The organism is Nocardioides sp. (assembly GCF_047607365.1).
GTDB lineage: Bacteria > Actinomycetota > Actinomycetes > Propionibacteriales > Nocardioidaceae > Nocardioides.
The window spans coordinates 1-4,450 of record NZ_JASGDD010000127.1 but is presented as its reverse complement, the minus strand read 5'-3'; the positions used below and the strand labels follow the sequence as shown (position 1 = coordinate 4,450).

At 73.4% G+C, this 4,450-nt stretch carries 4 protein-coding genes; all 4 read left to right on the top strand.

The features are described 5' to 3' along the window. The coding region (locus QM572_RS10155) for a zinc ribbon domain-containing protein (protein ID WP_415092674.1) at positions 1-1,023 on the top strand (1,023 nt) is incomplete at its 5' end. Further along, on the top strand, positions 1,020-2,219 hold the full coding sequence (locus QM572_RS10150) for an acetyl-CoA acetyltransferase (RefSeq protein ID WP_415092672.1): 1,200 nt from the start codon (positions 1,020-1,022) through the stop codon (positions 2,217-2,219). The genes QM572_RS10155 and QM572_RS10150, both read left to right, overlap by 4 nt. Next, positions 2,216-3,367 carry a CaiB/BaiF CoA transferase family protein gene (locus QM572_RS10145; RefSeq protein ID WP_415092670.1) on the top strand — a complete coding sequence of 384 codons (1,152 nt, stop codon included), beginning with the start codon at positions 2,216-2,218 and terminating at the stop codon, positions 3,365-3,367. The genes QM572_RS10150 and QM572_RS10145 overlap by 4 nt, the downstream gene beginning before the upstream one ends. Before the next feature lie 22 nt (positions 3,368-3,389). Beyond that, positions 3,390-4,450: enoyl-CoA hydratase-related protein (locus QM572_RS10140; RefSeq protein ID WP_415092668.1), on the top strand; the 1,061-nt coding region annotated here is incomplete at its 3' end.

Genomic DNA, 4,450 nt, shown 5'->3' with positions numbered 1-4,450 from the left:
GTCGGGCGCCCGGGCTCCGCCGACGAGCGCGGCGGCGCCGACGCCGCCGCAGCGCTGCTCTTCGGGGAGGCCACCGCTGAGCGCCCGGTCCTGGCCGAGGTGCTGACCCTCATCGGGGCCAGCGACGAGTTCCTCGACCGATGGCGCGATCCGCTCAAGGCGTCCGGCGAGCAGTGGGAGGAGCGCTTCGGCTTCGAGCGCTACGCCGCGCTGATCCGGTCCACCGCCGAGCGCGCCCTCGACTCCGCCGGCCTGGTCGAGGCCGACCGCGTGGTCGTCACCTCGCCGAACACGGCCGTCGGCAAGCGGCTGAGCGCCCTCGCCAAGGGCCGGGTGTCCACGTCGGGGACCCCGGTCGGGTTCCTCGGAGTCGCCGATCCGCTGGTCGCGCTGAGCGCCGTCCTCGACGAGGCCGCGGCGGGGGAGACGATCCTGCTGATCTCGGCAGCCGACGGCTGCGACGCCCTGGTGCTGCGGACGACCGAGGCACTGCTCGACCACCGGCAGACGATCCCCGTCGCGACGGCCGTGGCGGCGGGCCGTCCGGTCCCCTACACGACCTACCTCTCCTGGCGCGGCATCCTCGACATGGAGCCGCCCCGCCGCCCCGAGCCCGCCCGGCCCGCCGGCCCGCCCTCGGCCCGCGGAGCCGGGTGGAAGTTCGGGCTCGTCGGCGCGCGGTGCGCCGCCTGTGGCTTCGTCCACCTCCCGCCCGCGCGGGTCTGCCGCGAGTGCGGCGCGGTGGACCGGATGGAGCCGCTGACGGCGACCGCGCTGACGGGGACGGTCGCGACGTACACCGTGGACCGACTGGCGTATTCGCCGGCTCCGCCCGTGGTGGACGTCGTCGTCGACTTCGGCGCCGAGATGGGCGCCGGCCGCTCGACCTTCGAGGTCGCCGACGCCGACCCGAGCCAGATCGACGTGGGCACCCGCGTCCGGCTCGTCTTCCGCCGGCTCTTCACCGCGGGCGGGGTGCACAACTACTTCTGGAAGGCACGCGTGAGCGAGGAGCAGGGATGAGCAGCCGTGGAATCGCCGACAAGGTCGCCATCGTCGGCATGGGATGCACGCAGTTCGGCGAGCTGTGGGACCGCTCCACCGACGATCTGCTGATCGACGCGGTGGGCGAGGCCCTCGGCTCGGCGGGGGTCGACCGCGACGACGTCGACGCCTTCTGGCTCGGCACCCTGGGCTCGGGGCAGTCGGGCCTGACGCTGAGTCGCCCGCTCGGCATCGACTACCGGCCCGTGACGCGGGTCGAGAACTACTGCGCCACGGGCTCGGAGGCCTTCCGCAACGCCTGCTACGCGGTCGCCTCCGGCGCCTACGACCGGGTGATGGCGGTGGGTGTCGAGAAGCTCAAGGACTCCGGCTTCTCCGGCCTCCTGCGCACCGATCCGCCGGACGACGGCACGGCGCCCGAGCTCTCCCTGACCGCTCCGGCCGCCTTCTCGCTGCTGGATCCCGCCTACTGCACGCGGTACGGCGTGCACCCGGACCAGATGCGGGAGGCGATGACCCACATCGCCTGGAAGAACCACCGCAACGGGGCGCTCAACCCCAAGGCGCAGTTCCGTGCCGAGGTGTCGCGGGAGAAGATCGAGGCCGCGCCCAAGGTGGCCGGCCGGCTCGGTGTCTTCGACTGCTCGGGCGTCTCCGACGGAGCCGCCGCCGCGATGATCGTGCGGGCTGAGGACGCCCTGGACTACACCGACCGCCCGATCTACGTGAAGGCGCTGTCGCTCGCGGCCGGGCCGATGCGTGGGGGCGTCGACCCGGCCTTCGACTTCACCTCCTTCCCCGAGGTCGTGCACTCGGCGGCCGACGCCTACGCGCAGGCGGGCATCGCCGACCCGCGCCGCGACATCTCCCTCGCGGAGGTGCACGACTGCTTCACGCCGACCGAGATCGTGCTGATGGAGGACCTCGGCTTCACCGACCGCGGCCAGGCCTGGAAGGACGTGCTGGCCGGGGAGTTCGACGCGAGCGGACGGCTGCCGGTCAACATCGACGGCGGGCTGAAGTCCTTCGGCCACCCGGTCGGTGCCAGCGGACTGCGGATGCTCTACGAGGCCTGGCTGCAGCTGCGCGGAGAGGCCGGTGCGCGGCAGCTCTCCGACCCGCACACGGCGCTCACCCACAACCTCGGCGGCCGCCCGGGCGGCTGCGTGTCGTTCGTCTCCGTCGTCGGCAACGAGCTCGGGATCCGCGGGTGAGCGGACCGCTCGACGGGGTCACCGTGATCGAGGTCGGCGGCATCGGTCCGGGGCCGTTCGCCGGCATGATCCTCGCCGACATGGGAGCGACGGTGATTAGGGTCGACCGTCCCGGCGCCAGCCTCCCCCTCCCGCTGCCCGTGGAGAAGGACCTCTCCAACCGCGGGAAGCGGATGGTCGCCCTCGACCTCAAGAGGCCGGAGGCGATCGAGACGCTCCTCACCCTGGTCGGGCGGGCGGACATCCTCATCGAGGGCTACCGACCCGGCGTGGCCGAGCGCCTCGGCTTCGGCCCCGAGGTGTGCCACGCCCGCAACCCTCGGCTGGTCTTCGGCCGGATGACCGGCTGGGGGCAGACCGGCCCCTGGGCGTCGGCGGCCGGGCACGACGTCAACTACGTCGCGATCACCGGCGCGCTGCACGCGCTCGGCGAGGCGGGCGGGCCGCCGGCGATCCCGCTCAACCTCGTCGGCGACTATGCGGGCGGCTCGTCCTATCTCGTGATGGGCGTGCTCGCCGCCCTCTGGGAGGCCGGGCGCACCGGCCGCGGCCAGGTGATCGACGCCGCGATCGTCGACGGCGTCAGCCACCTCATGTCCGGCACGTGGAGCTTCCTCAACGCCGGCATCTGGCGCGATGAGCGCGGCGTCAACCTGATCGACGGTGGTGCTCCCTTCTACGACGTCTACGCCACCTCGGACGGCAGGCATCTCGCCGTGGGGCCGATCGAGCCCGCGTTCTGGACCGAGATGCTCCGGCTGCTCGAGATCGCGGAGCCGTTGCCCCGCCAGGACCCCGCCCGCTGGCCCGAGGTCCGAGCGATCCTCGCCGACGCCTTCGCCCGGCGCACGCTGGAGGAGTGGACCGACGTCTTCGCCGGGTCCGACGCCTGTGTCTCGCCGGTCGTGAGCCTGCGCGAGGCGCCACGGCATCCCCACCTCGCCGCACGAGGGACGCTCCGCGAGGTCGACGGCGAGATCGTGCCGGCCCCGGCGCCGCGGTTCTCGGGGCACCCGCTCGCCTCGGTCGCCTCGCCGGCGCCGGTGGGGGCGCACACGACCGAGGTGCTGCGCGGGCTCGGGCTCGACGTGGAGGCGCTCCTCGCCTCCGGCACGGCCTTTCAGGCCGAACCTGTTGCCACAGAATAAATTCTAAATTAGATTCAAACTCGTGACGGACGCACGTACTCCCGAGGCTCTCGCGAAGGCGCTCTACGACGCACTCGCCGCCGGAGACCGGCCGGGCGTGCTCGAGCTCCTGACCCCCGACTTCGTCGGCCGTACGACGGCGGGACTGCCGCTCGGCCTCGGCGGGCGCTACGAGGGTGCCGAGGAGATGATCGACGGCTTCTGGTGGCGCCTGGGCCGCTCCTTCGCCGCCCGGGCCGAGGCGGAGGCCTTCGCCGAGCTCGCCGACGGCCGCCTGCAGGTGACCGGGACCTACCGCGGCACGGCACGAGCCACCGGCCGCGCCGTCGAGGCCGCCTTCATCCACCTCGTCACGGTCAGCGAGGGGCGGATCGCCGCGCTCGAGCAGCTCACCGACACGGCGGCCTGGGCCGACGCGGTCTCCGGCGGGGCGGTCGCCTTCCCGGCGTACGCGGGGCCGGGGGTCGGCGACCTGGAGACCTTCGGCTACGAGGTCCGCGACGGCGTCGCCCGGGTGACGCTGCGTCGGCCCGAGCAGCGCAACGCGATCGATCTCCGGGTCGCCGAGGAGACCCTCACCATCGCCCGCGCGCTCCAGCACGACCCGAGCGTCCGTGCCGTGCTCATCACGGGCGAGGGGGAGTGGCTGACCGCGGGCGGCGACATCGACTACTTCCGGCAGTGGCCCGAGGAGTCCTACGGCGCCGTCTTCGCCCGGATGACGACGCCGTTCCACGAGGCGATGCGGATCTTCAGCGAGATCGAGGCGCCGATCGTCACCGCCGTCAACGGCTTGGCCGTCGGCGGCGGGCTGCTCTACGTCTACGTCGCCGACATCGTGATCGCCGCCGACGACGCCACGTTCTCGACGGTCTTCACCGGCATCGGGCTCCCGGGCGACGGCGGCGGCACGTGGTACCTCCCGCGACTGATCGGCGCCGCGCGTGCGAAGCGGATGTACCTCGAGAACCTGCGGATCGACGCCGCGACCGCCCTCGACTGGGGCCTGGTCGCCGAGGTCGTCCCCGCCGCCGAGCTCGCCGAGCGGGCCGAGGCCCGCGTCGCCAGGCTCGCCGCCGGCCC

Bases quoted from the DNA above. Each gene is read 5' to 3' on its own strand.
- QM572_RS10150 (WP_415092672.1), top strand. From the start codon at position 1,020: ATGAGCAGCCGTGGAATCGCCGACAAGGTCGCCATCGTCGGCATGGGA.